The sequence below is a fragment of the Exiguobacterium sp. s75 genome, assembly GCF_018617145.1.
In the GTDB taxonomy this organism is placed as follows: domain Bacteria; phylum Bacillota; class Bacilli; order Exiguobacteriales; family Exiguobacteriaceae; genus Exiguobacterium; species Exiguobacterium profundum.
This window is the reverse complement of the sequence record NZ_JACSJQ010000001.1, coordinates 468,577-493,769: the sequence shown is the minus strand read 5'-3', so window position 1 is coordinate 493,769 and position 25,193 is coordinate 468,577. Positions and strand designations below refer to the sequence as shown.

Genomic DNA, 25,193 nt, shown 5'->3' with positions numbered 1-25,193 from the left:
GTTACTCACTCCTCAGACATCCAAGTACGAAGCAGTTTAGCAAACTCTTCTGGATTACTTTCAGCTAATTTTTCTAACTGTTTCTTCTTCACTGCACCTTCGCCTCGCTCTTCGAGGTCTAGGTCAGGTACTTCATCTTCATATGGAACTTCCCATTCGTTCGTCTCTTCCACAACCTCTTGCTTCCGTCTACGCATCGCGAAGAAGATCAAGGCAAGAATTACGACTGCACCCGCCGCTGCCGCATACATCCACCAAGGTGTCGGTTGCTCTGTTGCTGCAACCTCTTCCACTTCAGCGAACGGTCTCGACACGACGACAACTTTCTGTTCGAGTTCAGCATCCGTGATGGCTTCATCCGTCTTCGCTAACGACGTCCGAATAATGGAATACATCATCGTCTCGAGGTCGCCTTCTAACTGCGGATCGATACTTGTTGCGCCATCTGGTGGTTCAACGATGAGTTGGACTCCGAGGTCACGAATCGTATATGGTGCGTTTTGAATCTGCTTCGTGATGCGGTTGACCTCGTAATTGATGATTTCATGATTCTTTTCACTTTCTTCTGTGCCATCGCCAGTCGCTGCCGGGAAGTTGATTGTGTCGTTCTCACCAGTTCCCGTCGCTTCTGTCGCCGTACCTGTTCCGCCAGTGTATGCTTCAGCAATCCGCTCGGCAGACGTGACGATGCCTTCCATGTTTTCTTCATCGACCGGTGTGACAAGATTCTGTTCTTCAGCCGTTTGTGTCGTGTCGATGTCTGCTGTGACGGAAACGAGTACGCTCCGTTCGCCGAGTAGAACCGAGAGCATCTGTTGGATTTGTTGACGTACGTCTTTTTCGACTTGTCGCTTCAACGCCAATGGATCTGACGAGGAACCTCCAGCAACAACAGTCTGGTCGAGATCATAATACGTGAAGTATTGGTCCATAATTGAAATGTTTTCCGGTTTCAAGTTCGGGACACTCTTACTAATCAAATGATAGAGACCTTTTACTGTGTTTGGTTCTAAATTCGTCCCCGCTCCGATGTTCAAGACGATGGACGCGGTAGGCTCACCTTGATCTTCTGCCAAGAAGACAGACTTCTCAGGAAGTGAGATGATGACTTTCGCTTGATTGATTCCTTCAATCTGTGTGATGAGTCGCTCTAGCTCCGTCTGCATCGCACTACGTTCGATGACAGCCATCTCACGGTCTGTCGTTCCGAACCCTGCGTTTTCGCTGAAGAAACTATAATCAATCGAGCCGGACTTTGGAATCCCGGCAGCAGCCAAACTCACTTTCAACTGATCGACCATTTCAGTCGGCACATACACGCTCACACCGTTCGAAGTCGCCTTGATTTCCGACTGTACCCCGTCTGCTGTCAACTTCTCTGTCACTTCGCCCGCTTCTTGAGCAGACAAGTTTGTATAGAGAGGTGCCATGTTTGGCCTTGAAAGGAAGAATGTGAGTACGAGGGCCGCGATTAGTATGACCGCGATCGAGATGCCCCATACGAGTTTACGTTTCGCTGGCATCGCCTTTAATGCACCGGTCATGGATTTGAATCGTTCTTTTAATTGTTCATTCATCGCAACTTGTCATCCTCTACAATTAAACTTGCATTCGCATCATTTCTTGATAGGCCTCAACAGCCTTGTTCCTCACCTCGATGGCAAGTTGCATCGCAATCGACGACTCTTCACTTTGAATCATCACCTGATGAAGGTCAGCTTTCCCGACCGCCAAATCTTTACGGGCTTGACTAGTCGCTTGTTGTGTCTCATTCAATGCGTTCATCGCTTCATTCAAGTATGACCCAAATTGAGATGGGTTCGTTTTATTCAGTGATGGCGTGAGTTCTGGGCTCATCAATTGAATTGGATTAATTTGCATCCGTTAACACTCCTTATCCTTTACCAATCTCCATCGCTTTTACGAGCATCGCCTTCGAGGCGTTCATCGCTGCAATGTTTGCTTCGTACGAACGAGTCGCACCCATCAAATCGACCATTTCTTTCAAGAGATCGACGTTCGGCATTTGTACGTACCCTCGCTCATCCGCATCGGGATGATTCGGGTTATAAGCCAATTTATACGGTGCATCGTCTTCGATGATTTGAGATACCTGCACCCCTCCATTAACGGCATCCATTTGCTTCCGGAATGGCGCTTCTTGCAACACGGTCATCTTTCGTGTGTATGGTTGCCACTCTCCGTCCACGAGTCTCCCGCGAGTCGTCTGAGCGTTGGCGATGTTCGCCGACACGGTATCCATTCGTAGCCGTTGTGACGTCAACGCTGAAGCTGAAATATGAAAACTATCAAACATTCCCATTGATTAACGACCTCCCCGAATAACAGATTTTAATCCCCCGAGCCTACGATTCAATTGCTCCATCATCGCCTCATACTGGAGTTGGTTTCGTGCCAGCTCACTCATTTCATAATCCAAGTCGACGTTGTTGCCATCACTCCTCATGGCGCCACCAGCACGATCGATGACCTTCGACTGGGTCGAGTCACTCGGACGACCACCTTGCAGCTTGAGTCGCATCTCACTCTGAAGCGTCTGCTCAAACACAGCCTGTTTGGCTTTGAAATTCGGCGTATCAATGTTTGAAAGGTTATGACTGATGACCTTTTGGTTAAGGACTGAATGGTTGATGGCTTGCTTTAGTAATTGATAGTCACTACCAATCCAATTCACGGCGTTCACTCACTTTCATATAATGACTACTAAATATACCTCATTTGGAAAATCTACTATTTCATTGAAACAAATCTGTAACAGTTCTGAAAGATATTTTTTAAAACATAGGTAAATGGCTTAATATCTTTTTGTCGAAATCACGTCAAAAGGTGAAAATAATTACTTTTGTACTAAAAAAAACCGCCTCCTTATCAAGGAAAGCGGTTTTTTAGGAATAAAGTCCCTTTTAAAAGTGTTTTCAATGGAAATTACACATCGAAAGTTGTATTTCAGTTTGATTTCAGTTTTTGCAATTCAAACAAGAAGTTGTCATTTAATATCTTGATATACGTTCCTTTCATTCCTAAAGAACGTGATTCAATGACCCCTGCACTTTCTAATTTCCGAAGTGCGTTGACGATGACCGAACGCGTGATTCCCACTCTGTCGGCAATTTTGGAAGCAACTAGCAATCCTTCGTTTCCACCAAGCTCTTCGAAGATATGTTCGATTGCCTCAAGCTCTGAATACGATAACGAGTTAATCGCCATCTGGACGACTGCTTTCTTACGTGCCGACGTTTCTGCTTCCGCAGCCTTCTCACGAAGGATCTCCATTCCAACTACAGTTGCAGAGTACTCCGCGAGAACGAGGTCATCTTCTGTGAATTCATTCGCCAATCGACCGAGTACGAGCGTACCTAAACGTTCTCCTCCACCGATGATTGGAACAATCGTCGTCATGGAGTTGAGGAATAGATCGTGGTTCTCGACTGGGAATGCTGTATATTCACTATCGATATCGATGTTCGCTGTCGTTTCTTTCACATTGAACAAGTTCGAAGCATATGGCTCCGGGAACTGTCGATCGACTAAGAATGCTTTCATCCGGTCATTCTCAATCTGTTGTTTGATTGCAAAACCGAGAAGTCGTCCCCGACGACTCACGATAAACGTGTTGGACTCAAGGACTTCACGCATTTTGTCCGCCATTTCTTTAAAGTCAACGTGCGCACTTGCCTCTTGTTGAAGCATTGTGTTTAATTGGCGTGTTTTTTCTAGTAAGTTCATATTCTCTATTTCCTCCCTGTATGTGCATACAGAATCTTATAATATATATTGGCTCAAATCACGATCGTCGGCGATGGAACCGACTTTTGCTTGTACGTAAGCTGGTGTGATTTCTACGGTTGTTTGTGGCATATCTGCCGCTTCAAATGATAAATCTTCTAAAACGCGCTCCATTATAGTATAGAGGCGACGTGCACCGATGTCATCGGTCTCCCGATTGACATGTGTCGCAATTTTCGCAATTTCTTCAATGGCCTCATGCGTGAAACGGACCGTGATTTCTTCAGATTCTAACAAGGCCGTATATTGTTTAATGAGTGCCTGTGACGGTTCCGTCAAAATCTTGACGAAGTCTTCTTCCGTCAAGCTGCTCAATTCAACACGAATTGGGAAGCGTCCTTGTAGCTCTGGAATCAGGTCAGACGGCTTAGCCATATGGAATGCACCGGCCGCGATGAAAAGAACATGATCCGTTTTAACCGGTCCATACTTCGTGACGACCGTAGATCCTTCTACAATCGGAAGAATGTCACGCTGCACCCCTTCACGGGATACTCCGGCGTGATCTTGTGATTTTGTGGCGATCTTATCGATTTCATCCACGAAGATGATACCCATCTGTTCACTGCGCCGCACGGCTTCATCGTGGACTTCGTTCAAGTCCAGCAAGTTCTCTGCTTCTTCAGCAATGAGAAGCGGTCTTGCTTCACGAACCGTCAGCTTACGTTGTTTCCGTTTCTTTGGAACGATTTGACCGAGCATATCCTGAAGATTCGACAAACCTTCCATCCCTTGACCTTGAAACAAATCCATCGTCTGCTTTTCTTCTAATTCCACTTCAATCACGCGTTCTTCGAGTTCACCGAGTTCGAGCAAGCGTCGAAGTTGCGAACGGTCATTATTGGATGTGTCCGACGTGGTTTCTGGCTGTTGTGTCTGTCCGCCGAACAACGCTTCGAACGGATTCGATGCAGTAGGTGTCGCTTTTGCTTTTCCTTGTAGCGCATCTAAAAGGCGTTCCGTCGCCGCACGTTCCGCCGGCTCCTTCACATCTTCTTTTTTCTCTTCTTTGACAAGACGAACCGATGCCTCAACGAGGTCGCGCACCATCGACTCGACGTCACGACCGACGTAACCAACTTCCGTAAATTTCGTTGCTTCTACTTTCACAAACGGTGCACCGACAAGCTTAGCTAACCGTCGAGCAATTTCGGTCTTTCCGACCCCGGTCGGTCCGATCATCAAAATATTTTTTGGTGTAACCTCATCGCGAAGGTCTGCACTTAACTTTTGACGTCGATAGCGATTTCGTAGAGCAATCGAAACTGCTCGCTTGGCATCCTTTTGTCCGATTACAAAACGGTCTAACTCCGTTACGATTTGTCTAGGTGTCAACTCTCGGTTCATTCAGCAGCGCCTCCAATCGTTTCTACAATGACTTGATCATTTGTATACACGCAAAGCTCACCAGCGATTTCAAGAGCGGCACGCGCGATTTCTTCAGCAGACTTTTCAGCAGAATGGCGTACGAGTGCGCGACCTGCCGCTAAGGCGTAGTTCCCACCGGATCCGATTGCAAGAATTCCATCGTCCGGCTCAATCACTTCTCCATTCCCAGAGACGAGCAAAAGATGATCGGCATCCATCACAATCAATAGTGCCTCGAGTTGACGCAACATCTTATCCCCACGCCATTCTTTCGCAAGTTCTACCGCTGCTCGCGGCAAGTTACCGTTATACATTTCAAGTTTCGATTCAAACTTTTCAAACAATGTGAAAGCATCGGCTACGCTACCTGCAAAACCGGCAACGACTTTCCCGCCATAAAGGCGTCTGACTTTCTTCGCCTTGTTTTTCATGATGACGGCATTCCCGAATGTGACTTGGCCATCTCCACTCATCGCACATTGGCCATTGTGTCGAACTGCAAAAATCGTTGTTGCATGAAACATATCGTAACCTCCTACTTTCTTGGATGTGTCGCTTGATAAATCGACCGAAGTCGTTCGGTCGATACATGGGTATACCGCCCGGTCGTCGACAAGGACTCATGCCCAAGCAACTCTTGGACGGCACGCAAGTCCGCTCCCCGTTCTAACAAATCCGTCGCAAAGCTGTGTCGCAACGAGTGCGGGGTAAGTGGTTTATGTACCCCACTGTCTTTTCTCAAACGTTTCATGACATAGCGGATTTGGTCTGTTGTCATCCGATTCCCTTTTTGACTCAAAAATAATGCGGTTTCTGTCGGGAGCCCGACACCTTTGCGTAATTCGATATAACGCTGCAAAGCATGTACGGCATATTGCCCGATCGGGACGTATCGTTCTTTCTTCCCTTTTCCCATCACATGGACAAAGGATAAAACCTCATCGAACGAGGAAAGGTTCATCCCACACAGTTCAGCGACGCGGATTCCCGTCCCATAGAGCACTTCTACGATGGCGACGTCCCTCGCCTGTAAAAAAGGATCTTCCTGCCTCGAGGCAGCCTCCAACAGTTGCTCGACTTCCGTCGGGACGGCAAAGGTCGGCAAGGACTGTCTCTTTTTCGGTGAGGTCAGGTCGTGGAACAACGGTTCTCCACCTTGTTCTCTTGCCATAAACTTCCCGAATTGCTTGAAACAAGATACTTTTTGGGACACCGTGGACGCGGCCAATTGTTTCTCATAAAGGACATATAAATAACGCCGCGCCGTCTGAGCATCGTAGGGATCTTGATGCGTCGATTGGCAATATGCGGCGTACTGGTCGAGCGTTTGCTCGTAGGAGCGTTTCGTATGAGGAGACAGTCGACGTTCAATTTGGCAGTAGCGCAAAAAGGATTGTCGATCCTCTAAAAATCCCATTTTATCGCCTCCTCGATGACTCGTAAAAACGCATGTTCTCGTCAAATCGAAATTAGCATAGCATACAGAATGTAAGGTGACAATAGATAGCCGTTCAATAATCTGAAAATTTTCAAAGTATGAAACAAAATACACAATTGAAATTTTACTTCAAAACAAAAGAGCCAAAAAATGGCTCTCCTGTTCAAAGATCTTTATACTGTTGGATCGTTTCTAACGCACGGTTCGCGTAACGCTCGTACCGTTCTTGTTTCTTCATCTTTTTCGGAGCGTCTTCTAGTGATGGCACCAATCCGAAGTTTGCATTCATCGGTTGGAAGTGCTTCCCGTCGGCTGTCGTGATATAATGCGCCATCGAACCAAGCATCGTCTCACGCGGGAGAACGACGAGTTCTTCACCTGCGATCATCTTCGCCGCATTGATCCCAGCTAGAAGCCCGGACGCTGCCGACTCCACATATCCTTCTACCCCTGTCATCTGACCGGCGAAGAAGAGCGTGTCACGTGTACGCGCCTGATACGTCGGCTTGAGTAAGCTCGGTGAGTTGATGAACGTGTTACGGTGCATGACACCGTATCGGACGATGTCCGCATTCTCGAGTCCCGGGATGAGACGGATGATGCGCTTCTGTTCGCCCCACTTCAAATGTGTTTGGAAGCCTACCAAGTTATACAGTGTGCCCGCCGAGTTGTCTTGACGAAGCTGAACGACGGCATATGGACGTTTTCCTGTCTTCGGGTCTTCTAATCCGACCGGCTTCATCGGTCCGAAAAGAAGCGTCTTCTTCCCACGCTCGGCCATGACTTCAAACGGCATGCATCCTTCAAAGTAAATCTCTTTTTCAAACTCTTTTAGCGGAACGACTTCTGCCTTGATCAACTCTTCGTAAAACACATCAAACTCTTCTTCTGTCATCGGACAGTTCAAGTAAGCGGCTTCACCTTTGTCGTAACGAGACTTCAAATAGACTTTATCCCGATCAATCGTATCACCATCTAGAATTGGTGCTGCCGCGTCATAGAAGTAGAGATAATCTTCTCCTGTGAACGCCTTGAGTGATGCAGAGAGGTCAGGGGAGGTCAACGGGCCAGTCGCCACGATGACGATCCCTTCAGGAATCTCTTTGAGCTCTTCGTTGTGCACTGTGACATTCTCGTGGTTCTTTAGCTTCTCGGTGATGAATCCGGCAAACTCATGACGATCGACGGCAAGGGCACCCCCAGCAGGTACACTTGCCGTGTCCGCCGCCTTTAAGATGAGCGAGTCAAGCGTACGCATTTCTTCTTTCAAGACACCTACGGCATTTTGAAGACCGTTCGCACGTAGCGAGTTCGAACAAACGAGCTCCGCAAATTGATCCGTGTGGTGCGCCGGTGTTTGACGAACCGGTCTCATTTCATACAAATCTACTTGAATACCGCGCTTAGCGAGTTGCCAAGCCGCTTCGGAGCCGGCCAATCCAGCTCCGATTACAGTTACACGTTGTTGCAACATTAATCCTCCTCTTGCTGATGTACCTCGGTGTGGGTACAGTTCGTACATTGATATTTCACGCCGTCTTTAATTTTCTTCTCGACCATCAAACTGTCGCATACAGGACACGGTTTCGCAACCGGTTTATCCCATGAGACGAATTCACATTCCGGATAGTTCGAGCAACCATAGAAGAGACGACCTTTTTTACTGCGACGTTCCACGATTTGTCCATCCTTACAGTTCGGACACGGGACACCGATTTCGACTTGTACCGGTTTCGTGTTCGTACAGTTCGGGAAGTTCGAGCACGCCATGAACTTGCCGTAGCGTCCCATCTTGATGACCATTGGTGACCCACAGACTTCACAATCAATTCCGGCAGGTTCATCTTTCACTTCGATTTTCTCGATTTCTTCTTCAGCACGCTTCAATCGTTTCTCGAAAGAACGATAAATCGGAGCGACGACTTCCGTCCACTCGACTTCCTTATGCTCGATCGAATCAAGAAGGGTCTCCATGTCGGCCGTGAACTGGACCGTGATGAAGTCGTTGAAATACTCATCAATCATCTCGATGACGAGTTCTCCAAGTTCAGTCGGTAAAAACTTTTTCTCCTCGAGAACGACATAACCGCGTCGTTGGATCGTGTCAAGTGTCGGCGCGTACGTCGACGGACGACCAATCCCGAGTTCTTCCATCGCTCGAACGAGTCGCGCCTCTGTATAACGAGGTGGCGGTTGTGTGAAGTGTTGTTTCGGCTCAATCGTTTCAAACGTCACGGTATCATCCACTTCGAGAGGTGGCAATAATCCTTCCTTCTCTTGGTTCGTGTCCTCAATGTCATCGTCTTTCGACTCGATATACACTTTCATGAAACCAGGGAATTTGACTGTCGACCCGTTCGCACGGAAAATCATCCCGTTCGACTCGACGTCGATTTTGACCGTATCGAGAACGGCTGGCGCCATTTGGCTCGCAATCAATCGTTCCCAAATCAACTTATACAGTCGCAACTGGTCACGTGACAGATAAGGCTTCAAGGAAGCTGGGTCGCGGAGTGCCGAAGTCGGACGAATCGCTTCGTGCGCGTCTTGGGCATTCGCTGATTTCTTTTCTTTTTGTTTCTGTAAGGCGACATACTCTTCACCGAATGTCGATTCGATATATTCCTTCGCCTCCGTCTTCGCCAAATCAGAGATACGTGTCGAGTCGGTACGCATATACGTAATCAGACCGACTGTACCCTCTTTTTTGCCGAGATCGATTCCTTCATATAATTGCTGCGCGAGCATCATGGTCTTCTTCGCACGGAAATTCAATTTACGGGCAGCATCCTGCTGCAATGAACTGGTCGTGAACGGTAGCGAAGCGTTCCGCTTCCGTTCTTTCTTCGTTACATCAATGACTTTAAACGTATCATCGATGGTATCGAGGACAGATTGTGCATCTTCTTCAGACTTCAATTCCATCTTCTTCCCATCTTTTCCGTAAAATGAAGTCTCGAACGTTTCCCCATCATGATTTAAATCAAGTTTAATCGTCCAGTACTCTTCCGGGTCGAACGCGTTAATTTCACGTTCACGGTCGATAATCATCTTCACGGCTACCGATTGAACTCGCCCTGCAGACAATCCTTTTTTGACTTTCTTCCATAATAATGGACTCATCCCGTATCCGACAAGACGATCTAAAATGCGTCGGGCTTGTTGTGCATCGACGAGATCGTGATTGATCTTACGTGGATGTTTAAACGATTCTTTAATCGCATCTTTCGTGATTTCGTTAAAGACGACACGACATTCTGTCGTTTCATCGACACCGAGTGCGCGTGCTAAATGCCAAGCAATCGCTTCCCCTTCTCTATCGGGGTCGGCCGCGAGAAAGATTTTTGTCGCTTTTTTCGCTGCTGTCTTCAATTCTTTCAATACCGGTCCTTTACCACGGATGGTAATATACTTCGGTTCAAAGTCGTGTTCGACGTCTACACCGAGTTGACTTTTAGGCAAGTCAATCACGTGCCCCATCGAAGCTTTGACCATATAATTCGGACCTAAATAACGTTTAATTGTTTTTGCTTTCGCAGGTGATTCGACGATCACCAGATATTTTGCCATACATCTGCTCCCCTTTTAGAGGTCATTTAAATCCCTACCATAATATTCATGTTCTCACCGGTTTGTCAACGTACAATCTTGAGATCTCGAATAATTTGATCGGAATTCGTCAATGGAATCGCACCTTCTTCAATCAATCGGTTCGGACCTTCTGCGAGTGGATCAAGGGGTGAACCAGGTACCGCAAATACCGTTTTTCCTTGCTCTAGGGCATGTCCGACCGTATTCATCGTCCCGCTCTTTCGTCTCGCCTGTATAACGACCAACGCATCACCAAGACCACTGACCAAACGATTTCTTTCCAAAAATTGAAATTTTTGAATCGGCGTGTTTGGTACATATTCACTTAGCAAGACTCCCTCTTGCGGAATCTGTAAAAGAATGTCTCGGTTCGCCGCCGGATAGAGCCGGTCCAGTCCAGCTCCGAGTACCGCCACGGTCGGGCGATGCGTGCGGAGGGCATGGGCGTGGACGAGCCCATCGATTCCGAGGGCGCCACCTGAAACAGATACAGTTTCTTCTATTAAAGAGTGATAGTGATTCACGAGCGATTGACTGATACGATTCAACTCACGACTTCCGACCATCGCAGTCGTTCTTTCTTGTAGTACCTCTAAATCTCCATGATAAAACAAGCAATATGGTGGGTTAGGGATGTCGAGTAACCGTTTCGGGAACAAGTCATCTTCCCATGTGACGAAATGTTTATACGATTCCGGTGCTTGGAAGGCTCGTTCGGCCCGTCTCCAGACATATTCAGAAAATTGTGTGCGATGTGCCCCGAGTGTTCCGTTCAAATAATGATGCACAAACTCAACTGGCATTCGCGCTGCAGCAAACCGAGCTATTGTTTGATTCATCACAAACTCTCCTTTAAAAAAATGAGGGATGCAAGCATCCCTCAAGATTCTTATGTCGTCGGTTGACCCGTGACACACGCTTCGTATAATCCTTGCTGTTTCAAGACACGAATCAATGTTTCACCGATGACCGCCGGTGTTTCAGCGACTTCGATTCCATTCGCGTTCAATGTCTTGATCTTCTCAGCAGCCGTCCCTTTACCACCTGAGATGATTGCGCCCGCATGTCCCATGCGCTTGCCTTCAGGAGCCGTCTGGCCGCCGATGAAACCGATGACTGGTTTCGTCATGTTGGCTTTTACCCATTCAGCTGCCTCTTCTTCAGCCGTTCCACCGATTTCCCCGATCATGATGACCGCTTTCGTGTCCTCATCTTCGTTGAACGCTTTAAGCGTATCGATGAAGTTCGTTCCGTTGACCGGGTCTCCCCCGATTCCAACAGCTGTCGATTGTCCGATACCTGCTGTCGTCAACTGATGAACCGCCTCATACGTGAGCGTCCCAGAACGTGATACGATTCCGACGTGCCCTTTCGTATGAATGTAGCCAGGCATGATGCCAAGTTTCGCTTCTCCAGGTGTGATGATACCAGGACAGTTCGGTCCGATTAAACGAGCCGGTTTGTCCTCGAGATAGCGTTTCACTTGAATCATGTCCACAACTGGGATTCCTTCTGTGATACAGATGATGAGCTCGATGCCGCTATCAGCCGCTTCCATGATCGAATCTGCTGCGAAAGCAGGTGGAACATAGATGATCGATGCATTGGCACCAGTCGCTTCGACCGCTTCAGACACGGTGTTGAAGACTGGAACGTTGTCGAGGACCGTCGTGCCACCTTTACCAGGTGTGACACCACCGACTAATTTCGTGTTATATGCGAGCATCTGTTCACCGTGGAACAGACCTTGCTTCCCTGTAATCCCTTGAATGATTACTTTCGTATCTTTATCCGCCCAAATACTCATGTCGTTTCCCCCTTATCGAACAAGTGCTGCGATTTTTTCTGCACCGTCAGCCATCGAGTTGGCCGTCGTGATCGCAAGTCCAGATTCATCGAGAATGCGCTTCCCGGCATCAACGTTCGTTCCTTCTAAGCGAACGACGAGTGGTAAGTCGAGTCCGATTTCTTTCGTCGCAGCGACAATCCCCTCTGCGATGATGTCACACTTCATGATTCCACCGAAAATGTTAACGAAGATCCCTTTGACCTGGTCATCAGACAAGATCAACTTGAATGCTTCTGTTACTTTTTCTTTCGTCGCACCGCCACCTACGTCGAGGAAGTTAGCGGGTTCAGCGCCGTAATGCTTGATGATATCCATCGTAGCCATCGCAAGACCGGCACCGTTGACGAGACAACCGATGTTTCCGTCGAGTGCGATGTAGCTGAGGTCGTGTTTCGACGCTTCCACTTCACGTGGGTCTTCTTCCGTCGTATCACGAAGCGCAAGGATGTCCGAGTGACGATAGAGCGCGTTGCTATCGAAGTTCAACTTCGCATCGAGCGCGATGACGTTACCGTCTTTCGTCGTGACGAGCGGGTTGATTTCCGCGATTGTGCAATCTGTCTCGACGTACACTTTGTACAACTTCATGACCATGTCACTGAACTTGTTGACGAGTTTCGTCGGGACTTCCATTTTGAATGCGAGACGACGCGCCTGGAATGGACGTAAGCCCACGACCGGGTCGACGATCTCTTTATGAATCTTCTCTGGTGTATGTTCAGCGACTTCTTCGATGTCCATTCCACCTTCAGATGAACCCATGATGACAATTCGGCCGATCGAACGGTCAAGCACGAGTCCTAAGTAAAATTCTTGGTCAATCGCGGAACCTTCTTCGATATAGAGACGCTGGACAACTTTTCCTTCCGGACCTGTTTGGTGTGTCACGAGCGTTTTCCCGAGAATCTCTGAAGCATATTGCTTCACTTCTTCATCTGTCTTCGCAAGTTTAACGCCACCCGCTTTACCGCGGCCACCTGCGTGGATTTGAGCTTTTACTACCTTCACTTCACCTTCAAGCTTCGCAGCAGCTGCCACAGCTTCTTCAACAGTAAAGGCCGGATAACCCGTCGGAACGGCTACCCCAAACTCTCTTAACAATTCTTTCGCCTGATACTCATGGATATTCATATGTTTTCCCCCTTAGTCCCCTTTAATATCGGCACGTCTATTGTAACGAAAAACTGAAAGCGCTGTCTATCGTTCTTGCTTTAAGTTTTCATCTTTTTTTCACATATATCCCTAGACAAATCAAATTTTATCCTGTTCCATCTGATAAAGAAACACAAAAAGTTCGGCAATGACCTGATAAACGTCCTCCGGGATTTGCTCTTCGATGTTCAACGCCGACAGTAACGAGAGGAGCGCTGGGTCTTCATGAACAGGAACTCCGTTCGCTAAAGCAATCTCAAGCATCCGCTCGGCGACGATTCCCGTTCCCTTCGCTACGACGTGCGGCGCATCCATCGACTGCTCATAGGAGAGCGCAATCGCTTTCTTCTGGTCTTTCATATTTGGAGGTCCACCTTTCCGAGTGGCGCGAACGTAGCCGGAACATGTTCACGCTTCGCTTCATACGAAAATGAAGACAGTTCGAACGACACCTTTTTTAGGCCTTCTTTCAAAAGTGGTTCGTATGTACGGACGTATGGAGCCAAATCGTGTTGCTCATTGAATACACGTACGGACACGTAACGCTTTTGAATCAACACATCAATCCCGGTCTCACCATATCGCGGCGTTTCAAGAAACAAGACGATCCGCGCATGATCCGAGTCCATCGTCTCTCGTTTCGGGGCCTCTAGACGAAGTTGAACGTTTTCAAACGGACCCAATTGCGGTATGTGAAATGCTTGGGCGACGAACGGCGGGCTTTGGCTCGCGTTGAACGCTTCCTGCGCACGCACGAACTGCTCGAACTTCGGCTCACCTTTCGCTTTGAACAGTTCCCCGACGAGCGCCTTTACATCCTGACCTGCGCCGCTTTCTAACGCGTTTTTCCCGGCCGCCTTCACGGATTCTGGCGTCAGCATCGGCTCCCGCATCAAGCGTCCGAGCTGTTCTCCTAACGCTTGCAGCGGCGACTTGGCAGCCATGAGCGATTCCGTCGCTTGCGTGACGACTTTCAAGACGAGCTTCGGTTCGACGTCCGTGACGACCAGCTTATACGTGACGTTCTCTTTCACGTTCGCATTGACGCCGACCCGGAAAATCCCTTGGGGCAGTTGCATGACCGCCTCGTTGCCAGGTAAGAGCTGCAACACCTTTCCGACGACTGTGTTCCCTAGTAATAGCGGGCGTGACGTCTGTTCCGTCACTTTGAACGGCATCACCCCTTGATGATCGATCCGCAACGTGACCACTCCTTTCACATATGCTTGATGGGGGCGAACGTACGGCGATGAATCGGAGTCACCCCAAGGCGTCTTAACCCTTCTAAATGAGTCTCTGTTCCATATCCTGCGTTTTTCGCAAATCCGTATCCAGGATACGTCAAATCATATTCTTCCATCATCCGGTCCCTTACCACCTTAGCGACGACACTTGCCGCGGCTATCGACACACTGAGCGTGTCCCCTTTAACCAATGACTGTTGAGGGATGTCGAGCTCGAGTTTCATGGCGTCAATCAATAGGGCGTCTACTTCTCCGACTTGATGGATCGCCTCTGTCATCGCAAGCTTCGTCGCCTCATAGATGTTAATCTCATCGATTACCGCGGGCTCGACGATCCCGACACCGACCTCTGCGACCTCGATGATGTGTGCGTATGCCGCGTCCCTCGCCGCTTTGGTCATTTTTTTTGAATCATTCAATCCCGGGAGGTAGAACCCATCCGGCAACAAGACCGCCGCTGCCACGACCGGTCCCGCAAGCGGCCCCCGTCCGACCTCATCGACTCCGACAATTCGAGTGAAGCCTTCCGCCTTCCATTCACGTTCATACGTCATGCGACGTTCGAAATCGTCCTGTAACGCCCGTTCTCGCTCGAATTGGCGCTGTTTTTGCCGTAGCAACGTTTGCACGCCCGCTCGAGGGTCTCGTGACAAGGTCGGGAAGATGTATACCCATTCTTCATATCGGATGTCCTCTAGTTGTTGTTTAATCTGTTGAATCGTCACGGTCTTCCTCCTATTCAAAAAAGCCCTGTGTGCACAGGGCTTTACGCCATTTCGTGATCAGCCGGTGTCTCAAGGGAGATCCGTCCGATTTTTTCATGTCGTAGTTCATTTAAAAGTAGTTCGCTCGCCTTTTCGAAATCGACGTAACCACCACTGATGAGACCACGCTTTTTCCCGATCAACTCAAGGAGCTCCACGCCGTCCTCGGGTAACGTTTCAAGTTTGAATCGTTCCTTTAATTGTTCCGGATAACGAGCATGCAACTCGCGAACCGTATACAAGGCGATATCATCCAAGTTGAGAATCTCGTCTTTGATGGCGCCGGTCGCGGCTAGACGATATCCGACAAGTTGATCCTCGAACTTCGGCCAGAGAATCCCCGGCGTGTCCAACAGTTCCATCTCGCCGCCTTTCATCTTGATCCACTGTTGACGCTTCGTCACACCAGGACGGTCGCCCGTGATAGCAATGTTTCGTCCAGCGAGACGGTTGATGAGCGTCGACTTCCCGACGTTCGGGATTCCGATGATGAGCGCACGGATCGGTCCGGGGTTACGCCCCTTCTCACGCATCCGGTCATGCTTTTCTTTCATCAACTTCTGAGCACCCGTGATGAGCTGTTTTAAGCCTTTGCTATGCTTCGCGTCGACAGCGACAACCTCGACTTCTTCGCGTTTCAAGGCACGTAACCACGCCTCCGTCACGACGGGGTCGGCCATGTCTGCTTTGTTCAAGACGATGAGACGGGGTTTTCCCGCTGTAATCTCATCGACCATCGGGTTGCGACTCGACTGAGGCACGCGTGCATCTACGAGTTCGATGACGACATCGATTAGCTTTAATTTTTCAGTTACTTGTCTTCTTGCTTTGGCCATGTGGCCAGGAAACCATTGAATTGCCAAAAAAGCACCACCTTAATCTTCTACCGTGCCAACATCATCGAGTGGCCAGAAGATGAAGTTCGTCTTGCCGACAATCTCCTCTTTCGACACAAATCCGATCTCACGGCTGTCTTTCGAGTTTTGACGATTGTCTCCCATGACGAAGTATGATTCCTCTGGAACGACCGACTCACCCGTCACTTGTTCGAGTGTGAAGTTCTCCGTCAACGGGAACCCGTTCATCTGGGCACGAAACTCGTCTAAATACGGCTCTTCGACCGCTTCACCGTTAATATAAAGTACATCATCTCGATATTCGAGCGTGTCGCCTGGGATGGCGATGACACGTTTAATATAGTCTTTTGATTCAGTCGCATGGAATACGACGATATCACCTCGGTCTAGCTCCCCAACATAGTTCGAAATTTTACTGACGATCATTCGATCCGCATTGTGGAGTGTCGGCATCATCGACTCTCCTTCAACGATGACAGGAACGAAGATGAACGTCCGGATGACGAACGCGATGACAAGAGCGACCACGATGGCTTTTAGCCAACTAAACACTTCTTTCAACTTCACTCACTCCTCTATCCATTTGAACTTATTGTACTAGAAAAAAAGAAGCTTGTCGCAAGCGACAAGCTTAATTCCCATCTTAACGACGGATTTCTTTAATACGTGCTGCTTTACCGCGAAGGTTACGGAGGTAGTAAAGTTTCGCACGGCGAACTTTACCGTAGCGTACGACTTCGATTTGTGCAACGCGTGGTGAGTGAAGCGGGAATGCACGCTCAACACCTACGCCGTAAGAAATCTTACGGACTGTGAATGTTTCGCTGATGCCGCCACCTTTACGCTTGATTACAACACCTTCGAAGATCTGGATACGCTCACGCGTTCCCTCTACAACTTTAACGTGGACACGTACTGTGTCACCAGGACGGAAAGCAGGTACGTCCGATTTGAATTGTTCTTCTGTGATTTCACGGAACAGTTTTTGTGTGTTCATGAATCATATCTCCTTTTTCTTCAATGTTCATATCTTCATATGCCCAAGCATCCAATAGCGGAACATCGGTAATCGATGGGTTTAACCCACATGCTCAAACATAGCATATATTTCTCAATCGCGCAACGATTGCAGAAACTTTTTATCGACATCCGTCAACTCGACATGTTCGAGCAAATCCGGACGTCGTCGATACGTGCGTTCGAGCGATTGCTCTCGGCGCCATGCCTCGATCCGGGCGTGATTTCCCGACAAGAGCACTTCCGGCACGGTCAATCCACGAAAATCAGCCGGTCGTGTATAGTGAGGGTATTCCAAGAGACCAGTCGAGAACGAGTCGTCTTCATGGCTCGCCTGATCGCCAAGTACATCCGGAATGAGCCTTACGGTCGCATCAATCATGACCATCGTCGCGAGCTCTCCACCTGTCAAAACGAAATCACCGATCGACACCTCGTCGGTCGCCAGTTCATCATGGATCCGTTGGTCGAACCCTTCATAATGTCCACATAGAAAGACCAGATGTTCCTCCTTGGCCCATTCTTCGGCCATTCGTTGATTGAACGGTTTTCCGGTAGGCGTCGTGAGAATGACCCTTGGGCTCTTCGCCTCAAGGGAATGAAATGCATCAAAGATCGGCTGCGGCGTGAGCAACATGCCCGCTCCACCGCCGTACGGATAATCATCGACTTTATGATGCTTGTTCGTTGAAAAGTCCCGAAAATTGAGGAACGACATCTCCACTTGCCCGAGCGTCTTCGCCCGACCGACGATGGAGTGATCGAGCGCATGAAACATCTCGGGGAACAACGTCAATACATCAATCTTCATCGTCAATCATTCCAGGGATCGGCGTGATGACGACACGCTTCGCATCGACATCAATCTCTTGGACGACCGATTCGATATAAGGGATGAGCGCGTCCGACTTTCCTGGTCGTTTGATGACCCATACGTCGTTCGCTCCATTCGTTTCAAAGATGTCGTCGACGACACCAATGACTTCCCCATCCACGACAGCCTCACAGCCGATGATTTCATGATAATAATATTCGTGTTCGTCCAAGTCGTGGACGTGTTCGGCGTGGACATATAGTTTCAGCCCTTTATATTTTTCAATGAGATTGATATTGTCAAACCCTTTGAATGTGACGAGGTGAAACTGCTTATGAGGACGATACGTCGTGATCGTCATTTCTTGTTTCGTTCCGTCGACATCAAGAAACAACGTGTTTCCTTTTTTAAATCGCTCTTCTGGAAAGTCTGTCGCCGCCAAAATCTTCACTTCCCCTTTTAGGCCGTGCGTATTGGCGATTTTCCCTACATATAACCAGTCCATCTTTTTCCCTCCTCAACAAAATAGGCCGACCTCAGAAAAGGTCGGCCACATCATTACTTCGCGTTTTTCGCGTTGTGGAATTTCTCCATGATCCCTGCTTTAGAGAACAAGTTGCGTACTGTGTCAGATGGCTTCGCGCCGTCTGCCAACCATTTGAGAGCGAGTTCTTCGTTGATGCGAACTTCTGCTTCTGGTTTTGCAACCGGGTTGTAGTGACCAACTTGCTCGATGAAGCGACCGTCACGTGGTGAACGTGAGTCTGCTACAACGATACGGTAGAAAGGTGATTTTTTTGCGCCCATGCGCTTAAGACGAATTTTAACTGCCATGGTAATATACCTCCATCATGTGTTTAAGAATTGACAACTTTTATAGTATACAGCTTTTTCGTTCGACTGACAAAAGATTTTGTTAGAAGAATGGAAGGCCGAGACCTTTTTTCTTCCCTTTCATTTGTCCTGACATTTGTTTCATCATCTTCTTCATGTCATCGAACTGTTTGATGAGACGGTTCACTTCTTGAATCGAGCGACCGCTCCCTTTTGCGATCCGCTTACGACGACTCGCGTTGAGCACTTCCGGATTGGCGCGCTCATGTTTCGTCATCGAGCGAATGATCGCTTCGACGTGATCGAGTTGTTTCTCGTCGATTTGGACGTTCTTCAACCCTTTCATCTTACCTGCACCAGGTAACATCGAAAGTAATTCATCAATTGGTCCCATGTTTTTCACTTGGGCCAACTGTTCAATGAAATCATCGAACGTGAATGACGCGTCACGAATTTTGCTTTCAAGCTCCTTCGCTGCGTCTTGGTCCATCTGTGTCTCGGCTTTTTCAATGAGCGAGAGCACGTCCCCCATTCCAAGGATCCGTGACGCCATGCGTTCCGGGTGGAATGGTTCGAGGGCATCCAACTTTTCTCCGAGACCGACGAATTTAATCGGCGCTCCCGTGACTGCCTTGATCGAAAGGGCTGCCCCGCCTCGTGTATCTCCGTCGAGCTTTGTGAGCACGACCCCGGTGATTCCGAGTTTCTCATTGAAACTGTCGGCCACATTGACCGCATCTTGACCCGTCATCGAATCGACGACGAGGAAGATCTCATTTGGTTTGGCAATCGTCTTCACATTTTCGAGCTCGCCCATAAGCGTCTCATCGATATGAAGGCGACCGGCCGTATCGATCAACACGAAATCGTGATGATTTGTTTTTGCGTACTCGAGTGCCTTCGTCACAATCTCTTCCGGCTTCACTTGATCACCAAGTGAGAAGACCGGTAAATCGAGTTGTTTTCCGAGTGTCTCGAGCTGCTTGATTGCCGCCGGACGGTAAATGTCCGCCGCGACGAGAAGAGGACTTCGGTTATGCTTTTTACGAATCAAGTTCGCTAGCTTCCCGGTCGTTGTCGTTTTCCCTGCCCCTTGCAGACCGACCATCATGACGACTGTCGGTGGTTTCTGACTGAATGTGATCGGGACGACATCGCTTCCCATCAAGTTCGACAACTCTTCGTGAACGATTTTGACGACTTGTTGACCTGGCGTCAATGATTTCATGACATCCTGACCAACGGCGCGCTCCTTCACGTCATTGACGAATTGCTTGACGACTTTAAAGTTGACGTCGGCTTCGAGGAGGGCGAGGCGTACCTCACGCATCATCTCTTTGACATCGGCCTCCGAGATTTTCCCTTTACCGCGCATTTTTGAAAGTGTCGATTGCAATCGTTCTGATAATCCTTCAAATGCCATGCTTCAGCCCCCTACTCTAAATTCTCAAGCGCAGAAATCGTGGCGCTCACGTCATCGGTGAGCTCGACTTGACGTTTGAGGGTCTGAAGAAGTTGCTGGCGCTGTTCGAACTTTTCGAATAGGGCTAGCTTTTCCTCGTACTGTTCAAGCATCGTTTCTGTACGCTTTATGTTATCGTAGACCGCTTGACGGCTGACTTCAAACTCTTCCGCAATCTCTCCGAGCGAGTAGTCATCTAGGTAATAAAGAGACATATAGTTGCGCTGTTTCGGTGTGAGGAGCGCTTGATAGAAATCGATGAGATAGTTCATGCGATTCGTTTTTTCGAGCGTCAAACCTTTCACCTCCACATGTTAAGTGAAATCCCTTTACAACTACCTATAGTACAGCCGTGCCTAGTACTTGTCAAGTTTTTTTCTTAACAGCAAAACTTAGGCGAGGTCCTCGTTTGTGTCCTCTTTTTCTGTCAAAGCTTCCTCGTTCTTGTCTTCAAAAACGTCACCGAACAATCCAAGGACGAACTGTTCTGGATCAAACTCCTGTAAATCGTCAATCTTCTCTCCAAGGCCGACATACTTGACCGGGATATCGAGTTCGTTCCGAATCGCTAGGACAATTCCGCCTTTGGCCGTCCCATCGAGCTTCGTGAGGACGATTCCGCTCACGTTCGTCGCTTCTTTGAACGCTTTCGCTTGAACCATGGCGTTTTGACCCGTCGTCGCGTCTAATGCGAGCAATACTTCGTGCGGTCCGTTCGGTACTTCCCGCTCAATGACTCGTTTGACTTTTTCAAGTTCTTTCATTAGATTGACCTTATTTTGAAGACGTCCCGCCGTATCACAAATCAAGACGTCCATGTTGCGTGACTTGGCAGCCTGAACGGCGTCAAAGACGACTGCAGCCGGGTCAGATCCTTCCGTTTGACGAATGACGGGTACCCCGACACGTTCTCCCCATACTTGAAGTTGCTCGATAGCGCCGGCACGGAACGTATCACCTGCCGCGAGCATGACGGAACGCCCTTCAGATTTCAACTGGTGCGCCAGCTTGCCGATGGTCGTTGTCTTTCCGACACCATTGACGCCGACAAACAAGATGACCGTGAGTCCGTCCTGCATATTGAGTTCACGGTCCGATTCATCCTCTTGGAGGCGGTTCGCCACCACTTCGACGAGTGCGTCACGCACCGCGACCGGGTCCTTCAGATTACGTCGCTTCACTTCTTCTTTCAAATCTTCGACGAGGTCCATCGTCGTCGTGACGCCGACGTCCGCTTGAATGAGTAAATCTTCGAGTTCATCGAAGAAATCTTCATCCACCTCGCGGAAGCGATAGACGAGGTCGTTGACGGCACTTGCAAAGCCGTCACGTGTCTTCGTCAACCCCTCTGTAAACTTCTGTGACACCTCTTGGGTAGATGTCGTCAATTTCTCTTTTAATTTCTTGAAAAAGCTCAACGTGATTCCTCCATCTCTTCATCCATTTCAACGACACGTTTTGCTTCAGACAGTTCGACCGATAATACCTCGGACACCCCGTTCTGTTGCATCGTGACGCCATATAGTGTGTCCGCCGCTTCCATCGTGCCTTTACGGTGCGTGATGATGACGAACTGCGTGTCGATCGACAACGTCCGAATGTATTCTCCGAAACGATGCACGTTCGCCTCGTCAAGGGCCGCCTCGACTTCATCGAGGACACAGAACGGTACGGGACGCGTCTTCAAAATCGCAAACAATAAGGCGATGGCCGTCAGCGCACGCTCCCCACCAGACAACAGACTGAGCGTCTGTAACTTTTTACCCGGTGGTTTGGCGACGATTTCGATTCCTGTGTTCAACAAATCCGATTCGTCGACCAATTTCAAATCCGCTTCCCCGCCACCGAAGAGCTCGGTGAACGTCTGTTTGAAGTGCGCCCGGACGCTCGTATAGGTCTCTTTGAAGAGGCGTGTCACTTCGCGGTCCATCTCGGCGATGATCTCATATAAATCCTCTTTTGCACTGACGAGGTCATCCCGTTGCTCGGATAAGAATGTGAACCGTTCATGGACACTATCAAACTCTTCGATCGCATTCAGATTGACCGGTCCGATCTCTTCGATTTGACGAACGAGCAACTTGAACTCCTCTTTCGCCTCTTCTAGTGGGATCTCGAGTGCCGGCAATAGTTCTGCAACGAGTCCATTCTCTTCTAATGCATCGAGCTTCCATTGTCGTTTCAGCTCGAACTCTTGTTTTGCCGTTTCGAGTTTTCGGACGACAGCTTCTGCTTGACGTCTTGCCTCCGTTGCCTGATCGACCCGTTGACGTATGATCCGATACGCCTCTTCGTTCGTCTTGAGTGTTGCCGTCACTTCTTGAAGCCGCTCTTGAATTTCTGTGAAATCCAGTTTGGCAGTAGCAAGCGTCGCCTCAAGTTCCATAGACGACACGACTTCTCCACTCTCGAGCCGCGTCAGTTCACGCTCCATCTGATCGCTTCGTTCCTGCAGACGATTTTGTTCGGTCGTCAAACGGTCCAATTCATATCGGACCCGTTCTTCTTCGAGCGTGTGCCGCTGAAGATCGAGCTCGTTTTGACGAAGCATCGATTCCAGTTGGCCCGTGCTCTGAGCACTTTTCGCCTGCTCGGCCCGAAGCGATTCGAGACGAGAACGAATGTCAGCTTGTGCGCGGTCCGTATCGGCCAATTCAATCGTCAGTCGCTCTAATTCGGCAGTCGCTGTCTCGATCGTCCGCTCGTAGCGCATCATTTCATGATCGAACAGTTCAAGTTGTGACTTGGCATCGAGCGAGGCACGTTCCGCAGTACGGTAGGCTGACTCGACTTCACGGAGGTTCGTTTCAACGGAACGTTTCTCATCCCGAAGTTCAGATAATTGACGCGTAATGTCCGTCAACTGTTCTGTATACTCTTGAAGACGTGTTTTTTGTTCATGCAACATGGCGAGCCCTTGGGTGAGACCTTGTTTCAAGTCATCCAATTCGCGCGACTGCGTGAACAGGGCCACGCCCTGCTTGCGACTACCACCCGTCATCGAACCACCGACGTTGACGATGTCCCCTTCTAACGTGACGACACGGAAACGATAACCCGTCGATTGGGCGATGCGGTTCGCGACTTCAAGTGTCTCCGCCACGAGCACTGAACCGAGCAACGACTTTTTCAACGTCTCGTATGATGCATCTGTTTCAACGAGTTCCGACGCCACCCCGACAAATCCGTTCATCGAGTCGAGTCGATCGAACACGTCACTCGGCACGAATCTCGGTTTGATCGTCGTCATCGGCAAGAATGTCGCCCGTCCTGCGTTGGCTTTTCGTAATTTGTCAATTTCACGGCGCCCCACTGACTCATCTTGTACGACTACATGCTGCTGTGTCTGCCCAAGTGCCGTTTCGATTGCCGCTTCATACGAAGGACGGACACGAATCAATTCGGCGACAGCACCAAGGACACCTGGTGAGCGGTCTTTTAAGACGAACTTGACCGCATGGAAATAGCCTTCATACGATTGCTTCATCCGTTCGAGCATCTCGATTCGGTCTTCCGTCTTCTGACGGCGGCGTTCGAGATCGTAATAAGACGATTCGGCTCGGGTACGTTTTTCACGAATTGACATCTCTTCGTCCCGAAGTTCCGTTTCTTTTTTACTCAGTTGTTCAAAGCGACTTTGCACCACTTCATACTGTTCTCGAGTCGTCAAAAGCGTCGCTTCCTGCGAGGAACGATCCTCGAGACGATGTTTGTTCTCGCGAAGAAGGCGTTCTTTCGACTCGACGGCGACATCGATATCTCGTTGTTCCCGCTTTTGTTGGTTACCGATTGTCGCTTTCGTTGTCGCGAGTTCAAACGCCTCACTTTGTAACGCTTCAATTTCAGCATTGAAATCACGAGAGGCGGCTGTCAACTGTTGTTGAAGCGTCTCTCTCGTCGCAGTCGTTTGTTTCAACGTGTTTCCTTTTTGGTCAAGTTCTTCACGAACGACCTTCAACCGCGCTTCAAGCTCGGTCATCTCCGCACGTACTTCTTCGCGTTGACGGATGAGTCGTTCTTTCATCTCGGCACCATGTTCTTCTTGTGCTTTTGCGAGCTTGATGTCACCCGTCAAGCGCTCGACATAGGTCGAGTGCTCCCGTTCGTTTTGGTTGAGCTCTGTCAATTCTTCACGCAGCTCAGCAAGCGTTGCTTCGAGCCCGCTACGTTCCTCCGTGAGGTCACGTACCGAACGGTCACAGTCAGATAACTGTTGAACCGATTCCACGTGACGTGCCGACACTTGTTCAATCTCCTGTTGGAGCAATTGAATTTCTGCGCCCATGATTCCCGTTTCGAGTTCATCATGCCTCGCTTTGGCGACTTTGTACTCCCGCGCGAGTGCAGCCTGTTCACGGAGCGGTTCGACCCGGTCCGCCAACTCGAACAGAATGTCGTCGACTCGGGACAAGTTTAATTCGGTGTCCTGTAACTTGCGTTCAGCCTGTTTTTTCCGCTGACGATATTTCAATACACCGGCTGCCTCTTCAATGACGGCACGGCGATCTTCCGGTTTCCCAGAAATGACTTGTTCGACCCGCCCTTGACCGATGATGGCGAACGCATCTCGTGAAAGACCTGTATCCATAAATAAATCAATCACATCTTTTAACCGACATGGTTTTTTATTCATAAAATAGTCGCTGTCCCCACTTCGGGTCACGCGACGGGTCACACTCACTTCTTCATATGGGAGACGCAACTGTTCGTCTCGATTATCGAGGACGAGCGTGACTTCGGCGACATTTCGGTGATTCTCTCCTTCACTTCCGGCAAAGATGACATCTTCCATCTTGGCACCACGAAGTGATTTGGCCGACTGTTCTCCGAGTACCCAGCGAACAGCGTCCGATATATTGGATTTCCCGCTCCCGTTCGGCCCTACTACAGCCGTGACGCCGGGACGGAAATCTAATTCAATTCGCTTGGCAAATGATTTAAAGCCAGCGAGTTCGATTCGTTTTAAGTGCATCGTGACCATCCTATCCGCAGTAAG

At 49.1% G+C, this 25,193-nt stretch carries 26 protein-coding genes; all 26 read right to left on the bottom strand.

Annotated elements, in window-relative coordinates:
- Positions 1–5 precede the first annotated feature (5 nt).
- Positions 6–1,577, bottom strand: coding sequence for a flagellar basal-body MS-ring/collar protein FliF (gene fliF / locus KNO68_RS02510; protein ID WP_078146698.1), 1,572 nt, complete (start codon positions 1,575–1,577; stop codon positions 6–8).
- Between the two features lie 22 nt (positions 1,578–1,599).
- On the bottom strand, positions 1,600–1,881 hold the full coding sequence (gene fliE, locus KNO68_RS02505; RefSeq protein WP_074037250.1) for a flagellar hook-basal body complex protein FliE: 282 nt from the start codon (positions 1,879–1,881) through the stop codon (positions 1,600–1,602).
- Between the two features lie 13 nt (positions 1,882–1,894).
- Positions 1,895–2,323, bottom strand: a complete 429-nt coding sequence (flgC, locus tag KNO68_RS02500) for a flagellar basal body rod protein FlgC (protein ID WP_074037252.1) — start codon at positions 2,321–2,323, stop codon at positions 1,895–1,897.
- A gap of 3 nt (positions 2,324–2,326) precedes the next feature.
- Positions 2,327–2,695 carry a flagellar basal body rod protein FlgB gene (gene flgB, locus KNO68_RS02495; RefSeq protein ID WP_074037939.1) on the bottom strand — a complete coding sequence of 123 codons (369 nt, stop codon included), beginning with the start codon at positions 2,693–2,695 and terminating at the stop codon, positions 2,327–2,329.
- 272 nt (positions 2,696–2,967) lie between these two features.
- Positions 2,968–3,747: a GTP-sensing pleiotropic transcriptional regulator CodY gene (gene codY, locus KNO68_RS02490; protein WP_074037253.1), complete on the bottom strand. Its 780-nt coding sequence runs from the start codon at positions 3,745–3,747 to the stop codon at positions 2,968–2,970.
- Positions 3,748–3,783: 36 nt separating this feature from the next.
- Positions 3,784–5,154, bottom strand: coding sequence for an ATP-dependent protease ATPase subunit HslU (gene hslU, locus KNO68_RS02485; protein WP_074037255.1), 1,371 nt, complete (start codon positions 5,152–5,154; stop codon positions 3,784–3,786).
- The gene (gene hslV, locus KNO68_RS02480; RefSeq protein WP_078146697.1) at positions 5,151–5,699 is read right to left on the bottom strand and encodes an ATP-dependent protease subunit HslV; all 549 of its coding nucleotides are present in this window, start codon (positions 5,697–5,699) and stop codon (positions 5,151–5,153) included. Before hslV ends, hslU begins: the two co-directional genes overlap by 4 nt.
- Positions 5,700–5,710: 11 nt before the next feature.
- Positions 5,711–6,592 (bottom strand): tyrosine-type recombinase/integrase, encoded by an 882-nt coding sequence (locus KNO68_RS02475; RefSeq protein WP_078146696.1) that lies wholly within the window; start codon positions 6,590–6,592, stop codon positions 5,711–5,713.
- A gap of 184 nt (positions 6,593–6,776) precedes the next feature.
- A complete protein-coding gene (trmFO, locus tag KNO68_RS02470) occupies positions 6,777–8,087 on the bottom strand; it encodes an FADH(2)-oxidizing methylenetetrahydrofolate--tRNA-(uracil(54)-C(5))-methyltransferase TrmFO (protein WP_015881379.1) in 1,311 nt (436 codons plus the stop codon).
- Complete coding sequence (gene topA, locus KNO68_RS02465) at positions 8,087–10,183, bottom strand: type I DNA topoisomerase (RefSeq protein WP_215112002.1); 2,097 nt, start codon at positions 10,181–10,183, stop codon at positions 8,087–8,089. Before topA ends, trmFO begins: the two co-directional genes overlap by 1 nt.
- 65 nt (positions 10,184–10,248) lie before the next feature.
- Positions 10,249–11,043 carry a DNA-processing protein DprA gene (gene dprA / locus KNO68_RS02460; protein WP_214684486.1) on the bottom strand — a complete coding sequence of 265 codons (795 nt, stop codon included), beginning with the start codon at positions 11,041–11,043 and terminating at the stop codon, positions 10,249–10,251.
- Positions 11,044–11,093: 50 nt separating this feature from the next.
- Positions 11,094–12,011, bottom strand: a complete 918-nt coding sequence (gene sucD, locus KNO68_RS02455) for a succinate--CoA ligase subunit alpha (protein WP_015881376.1) — start codon at positions 12,009–12,011, stop codon at positions 11,094–11,096.
- 12 nt (positions 12,012–12,023) lie between these two features.
- On the bottom strand, positions 12,024–13,184 hold the full coding sequence (sucC, locus tag KNO68_RS02450) for an ADP-forming succinate--CoA ligase subunit beta (RefSeq protein WP_078146691.1): 1,161 nt from the start codon (positions 13,182–13,184) through the stop codon (positions 12,024–12,026).
- A 120-nt stretch (positions 13,185–13,304) separates the two neighbouring features.
- Positions 13,305–13,565 carry an EscU/YscU/HrcU family type III secretion system export apparatus switch protein gene (locus KNO68_RS02445; RefSeq protein ID WP_031421639.1) on the bottom strand — a complete coding sequence of 87 codons (261 nt, stop codon included), beginning with the start codon at positions 13,563–13,565 and terminating at the stop codon, positions 13,305–13,307.
- The gene (locus KNO68_RS02440; RefSeq protein WP_240499805.1) at positions 13,562–14,416 is read right to left on the bottom strand and encodes a hypothetical protein; all 855 of its coding nucleotides are present in this window, start codon (positions 14,414–14,416) and stop codon (positions 13,562–13,564) included. The genes KNO68_RS02445 and KNO68_RS02440 overlap by 4 nt, the downstream gene beginning before the upstream one ends.
- A gap of 5 nt (positions 14,417–14,421) precedes the next feature.
- On the bottom strand, positions 14,422–15,174 hold the full coding sequence (locus KNO68_RS02435) for a ribonuclease HII (protein WP_078146689.1): 753 nt from the start codon (positions 15,172–15,174) through the stop codon (positions 14,422–14,424).
- 41 nt (positions 15,175–15,215) lie between these two features.
- Positions 15,216–16,076 carry a ribosome biogenesis GTPase YlqF gene (gene ylqF, locus KNO68_RS02430; RefSeq protein ID WP_078146688.1) on the bottom strand — a complete coding sequence of 287 codons (861 nt, stop codon included), beginning with the start codon at positions 16,074–16,076 and terminating at the stop codon, positions 15,216–15,218.
- 12 nt (positions 16,077–16,088) lie between these two features.
- Positions 16,089–16,631, bottom strand: a complete 543-nt coding sequence (gene lepB / locus KNO68_RS02425; RefSeq protein WP_015881370.1) for a signal peptidase I — start codon at positions 16,629–16,631, stop codon at positions 16,089–16,091.
- An 82-nt stretch (positions 16,632–16,713) separates the two neighbouring features.
- Complete coding sequence (rplS, locus tag KNO68_RS02420) at positions 16,714–17,067, bottom strand: 50S ribosomal protein L19 (RefSeq protein ID WP_015881369.1); 354 nt, start codon at positions 17,065–17,067, stop codon at positions 16,714–16,716.
- A 114-nt stretch (positions 17,068–17,181) separates the two neighbouring features.
- The gene (trmD, locus tag KNO68_RS02415) at positions 17,182–17,898 is read right to left on the bottom strand and encodes a tRNA (guanosine(37)-N1)-methyltransferase TrmD (RefSeq protein ID WP_078146686.1); all 717 of its coding nucleotides are present in this window, start codon (positions 17,896–17,898) and stop codon (positions 17,182–17,184) included.
- Positions 17,888–18,406, bottom strand: a complete 519-nt coding sequence (rimM, locus tag KNO68_RS02410; protein ID WP_078146685.1) for a ribosome maturation factor RimM — start codon at positions 18,404–18,406, stop codon at positions 17,888–17,890. Before rimM ends, trmD begins: the two co-directional genes overlap by 11 nt.
- A 53-nt stretch (positions 18,407–18,459) precedes the next feature.
- On the bottom strand, positions 18,460–18,735 hold the full coding sequence (gene rpsP, locus KNO68_RS02405) for a 30S ribosomal protein S16 (RefSeq protein ID WP_015881366.1): 276 nt from the start codon (positions 18,733–18,735) through the stop codon (positions 18,460–18,462).
- A gap of 82 nt (positions 18,736–18,817) precedes the next feature.
- Positions 18,818–20,158, bottom strand: coding sequence for a signal recognition particle protein (ffh, locus tag KNO68_RS02400; RefSeq protein WP_031421628.1), 1,341 nt, complete (start codon positions 20,156–20,158; stop codon positions 18,818–18,820).
- Between the two features lie 11 nt (positions 20,159–20,169).
- The gene (locus KNO68_RS02395; protein WP_015881364.1) at positions 20,170–20,493 is read right to left on the bottom strand and encodes a putative DNA-binding protein; all 324 of its coding nucleotides are present in this window, start codon (positions 20,491–20,493) and stop codon (positions 20,170–20,172) included.
- Positions 20,494–20,589: 96 nt separating this feature from the next.
- The gene (gene ftsY, locus KNO68_RS02390; protein WP_015881363.1) at positions 20,590–21,615 is read right to left on the bottom strand and encodes a signal recognition particle-docking protein FtsY; all 1,026 of its coding nucleotides are present in this window, start codon (positions 21,613–21,615) and stop codon (positions 20,590–20,592) included.
- Positions 21,612–25,169: a chromosome segregation protein SMC gene (gene smc / locus KNO68_RS02385; protein ID WP_215112001.1), complete on the bottom strand. Its 3,558-nt coding sequence runs from the start codon at positions 25,167–25,169 to the stop codon at positions 21,612–21,614. Before smc ends, ftsY begins: the two co-directional genes overlap by 4 nt.
- Positions 25,170–25,193: the final 24 nt, after the last annotated feature.

What these genes read in the sequence shown, in the direction of transcription:
- fliF (WP_078146698.1), bottom strand. Translation starts at nt 1,577, where the DNA reads ATGAATGAACAATTAAAAGAACGATTCAAATCCATGACCGGTGCATTA.
- fliE (WP_074037250.1), bottom strand. Translation starts at nt 1,881, where the DNA reads ATGCAAATTAATCCAATTCAATTGATGAGCCCAGAACTCACGCCATCA.
- flgC (WP_074037252.1), bottom strand. Translation starts at nt 2,323, where the DNA reads ATGGGAATGTTTGATAGTTTTCATATTTCAGCTTCAGCGTTGACGTCA.
- codY (WP_074037253.1), bottom strand. Translation starts at nt 3,747, where the DNA reads ATGAACTTACTAGAAAAAACACGCCAATTAAACACAATGCTTCAACAA.
- hslU (WP_074037255.1), bottom strand. Translation starts at nt 5,154, where the DNA reads ATGAACCGAGAGTTGACACCTAGACAAATCGTAACGGAGTTAGACCGT.
- hslV (WP_078146697.1), bottom strand. Translation starts at nt 5,699, where the DNA reads ATGTTTCATGCAACAACGATTTTTGCAGTTCGACACAATGGCCAATGT.
- KNO68_RS02475 (WP_078146696.1), bottom strand. Translation starts at nt 6,592, where the DNA reads ATGGGATTTTTAGAGGATCGACAATCCTTTTTGCGCTACTGCCAAATT.
- trmFO (WP_015881379.1), bottom strand. Translation starts at nt 8,087, where the DNA reads ATGTTGCAACAACGTGTAACTGTAATCGGAGCTGGATTGGCCGGCTCC.
- topA (WP_215112002.1), bottom strand. Translation starts at nt 10,183, where the DNA reads ATGGCAAAATATCTGGTGATCGTCGAATCACCTGCGAAAGCAAAAACA.
- dprA (WP_214684486.1), bottom strand. Translation starts at nt 11,043, where the DNA reads ATGAATCAAACAATAGCTCGGTTTGCTGCAGCGCGAATGCCAGTTGAG.
- sucD (WP_015881376.1), bottom strand. Translation starts at nt 12,011, where the DNA reads ATGAGTATTTGGGCGGATAAAGATACGAAAGTAATCATTCAAGGGATT.
- sucC (WP_078146691.1), bottom strand. Translation starts at nt 13,184, where the DNA reads ATGAATATCCATGAGTATCAGGCGAAAGAATTGTTAAGAGAGTTTGGG.
- KNO68_RS02445 (WP_031421639.1), bottom strand. Translation starts at nt 13,565, where the DNA reads ATGAAAGACCAGAAGAAAGCGATTGCGCTCTCCTATGAGCAGTCGATG.
- rplS (WP_015881369.1), bottom strand. Translation starts at nt 17,067, where the DNA reads ATGAACACACAAAAACTGTTCCGTGAAATCACAGAAGAACAATTCAAA.
- trmD (WP_078146686.1), bottom strand. Translation starts at nt 17,898, where the DNA reads ATGAAGATTGATGTATTGACGTTGTTCCCCGAGATGTTTCATGCGCTC.
- rimM (WP_078146685.1), bottom strand. Translation starts at nt 18,406, where the DNA reads ATGGACTGGTTATATGTAGGGAAAATCGCCAATACGCACGGCCTAAAA.
- rpsP (WP_015881366.1), bottom strand. Translation starts at nt 18,735, where the DNA reads ATGGCAGTTAAAATTCGTCTTAAGCGCATGGGCGCAAAAAAATCACCT.
- ffh (WP_031421628.1), bottom strand. Translation starts at nt 20,158, where the DNA reads ATGGCATTTGAAGGATTATCAGAACGATTGCAATCGACACTTTCAAAA.
- smc (WP_215112001.1), bottom strand. Translation starts at nt 25,169, where the DNA reads ATGCACTTAAAACGAATCGAACTCGCTGGCTTTAAATCATTTGCCAAG.